The following is a 2,376-nucleotide window of genomic DNA, read 5'->3' on the forward strand; positions in this document are numbered from 1 at the left end:
GCATCTGGTCCACGACCCGCCGCCGCAACCGCCTGCGCCGGCAGGTTCCCCCCGTCCATGATTCCCAGGCATGATGTGATTTGCAGCGGTCGCTGCGCATCGTAGGTCGTTCATGACATGGGCTGTGACCATCGCCGTGGCCCGAAGATACGGCCGACGCTATTGATCATTTTCCAATGTATGTAAAAACGGCTCTGCGCATCGAAACTTGGGGTGTGGCCCTGGGGAATCCGGTAAGCGAGGTCAGTATGTTGTACGGACCAGGCCTGCCCTACCCAGTGCCCGAACCGTATGAGACCCTAAATGTTTAGGGGTCTAACCTTTAATGGCAGCTCCTGCCATTAAAGGTTAGCCGCCCATCCTCTTGGCGGCCGGGGCGCGCTGGGTCAGGAGTCGTCGAGGTCGGCTTCGGCTTGGCGCTGACCTTCACCGGCGGGGTCGTGCAGCGCTTCGGCGATGGCGTGCCGACGGTCCCAGGTACCGGCATGCCAGGCCAGGGCCCTTGCCAGCGCGTTCGTTCCGGCGGCGGCATCGACGTGAATCTCCCCGCTGATGCCACCGATCACCCGCCACTGGACGGGTGTGGGCCGACCATCGACGTCGGCCACGAGCAGGCGGGTGTGGGAAAGGTACGGCGTCCCGTCCGGTGCCGTGAGTTCCTCGGGGGCTTGAGGGGCGTCCCCTTCGTCGGGCCTGATGACGGCGTCACGGTCATCGCGAGCGATGACGATGTCGCAGTCGCCCAGTGTCGAAAGCAGTGGTACGCCGAGTACATGTGATGCCTCGGCCGCCCGGTCCAGCGGCATCCGCAACGCTCCGCGGCCCGCACCGAGCAGCGGCAGGAGGTCCGGCGCATCCACGATCACGGCGTCGGACGTCCGTACCACTCCGTCCGGAGTGCGGACGGTGAACGGGGGGTCGATACCGGCTGGTCCGTTGCCGTTGGTGTCGGCGCGGGGGAGGGTGGCAACGGCATCCACCGCGGCCATGTAAAGGGCACGGGCCGCCGGCCACGGCACGTCCCGGTCGGCGTCGCCGAGCCGGTCCAGCAGGTCGAGCACCGCGTCCGGATCGCTTAGGACGTCGGAGAGCGTGAGCCGGCAACCGAGCCGGCGCAGCAGGTCAACGTCGACTCCGGGCAGCGGGGCGGCCGGCGCGAACAGCCCGTCGAGCAGCGGGTCGGCGCCGGGCAGGGCAAGCTCCGGCGGTGGCAGCACAGTCGCGGATCCGGCGACCGGAAGCAGCGCGTTGCGCGAGAGCCACCAGCGCGTGTACGACACGCCAGCGTGCGCGGGCGAACCGGCACCGGAACCCGAACCCCGGCCCCAACCGGGATGACCGGTATCCCGGAGCCGGTCGGAGCGCATGATCACATCTCGCAGGGGCGGCCGGGCCAGTTCCGCGAGCGCGGCAGGCCACCGCGACGGGTCGACGAGCTCGAGATCGCGAACGGCGGTGAAGGTCCGCAGGGTGGGCGGCGCGCTCGGGTCGGCTCCTGTCAGAGCCGGATCGGACTCGGCCGGGTCGTCGGCGGCGAGTTCCTCCACCCAGGTGTCGCTGTCGTCCAGGTCGAGCAGGACCGGTTCGTCCGGATCGAGCCGGATGTCGGTGGCGCTGAGTACGGCAAAGGTCCGCAGTACCCCGACCGCTTCGAGTACCTGTACCGGCCATGCCCGCGCGAAGTCGTCGGCCAGGACGCGGAACGGCGCATCCGCCGCGAGTACCCGGTCGAGCGGGCCGCCTGCGATCAGGAGCTCACCGGTGGGGGTGAAGTCGCCGTCGCTGTCGGGAAGCAGCAGGTCGGTGAGCCAGGGCAGCTCACCGGCGGCGCTCCCGTCACCGGTGTCACCGATGCCCGCGTCCCGGACAAGTGCCAGGACGGCGTTGGCCAGCGCGAGTGCGGCGTCGGGATCCGCGTCCGCGTCGGCGTCCATGATCGCGTTGCGGACGGATCCGTCGCGCAGGACACCGGTGGGGGTTCCCTCGACCGCACCCAAAGTACGCAGAGCATCACGGGCGGCACCGGCGCAGGCGTCCGGATGCACCACCCGCAGCGGTAGACCCGAGGTCACCAGCGCGACGACGTCCAGCTCGGGGGTGGGAAGCAGCACCCCGCGTGGGCCGGTGACCATCCGGACGCCCAGCTCCCGAGGGTCTCCGGCGGCGCCGGTCGCGTCCGCGGCAGTGGACGCGGCGGTGGACCCACCGGCGGAGGCCAGCGGGACGGGCAGTGCACCGAGGGCGTCCCGGTCGGGAGCATTCGCCAGCGCTGCGTAGACGTGTGCCCACCATGCCGGTGGCCTGCGCAGCTCGGTGAGGATCTCGACGACCCCGGCGGTGTCGAGACGGCGTACCCCCAGGGCCTCCAGTGCCGGA

The 2,376-nt window shown here is 70.2% G+C and carries 1 pseudogene; it reads right to left on the reverse strand.

Annotated features, from left to right (window positions below):
- Positions 1-386: 386 nt before the first annotated feature.
- Positions 387-2,376: pseudogene (locus DD1DGNOD_RS01310) on the reverse strand (sacsin N-terminal ATP-binding-like domain-containing protein); the annotation flags it as partial.

It is taken from the genome of Candidatus Protofrankia californiensis (assembly GCF_900634765.1).
Taxonomy (GTDB): Bacteria; Actinomycetota; Actinomycetes; order Frankiales; family Frankiaceae; genus Protofrankia; species Protofrankia californiensis.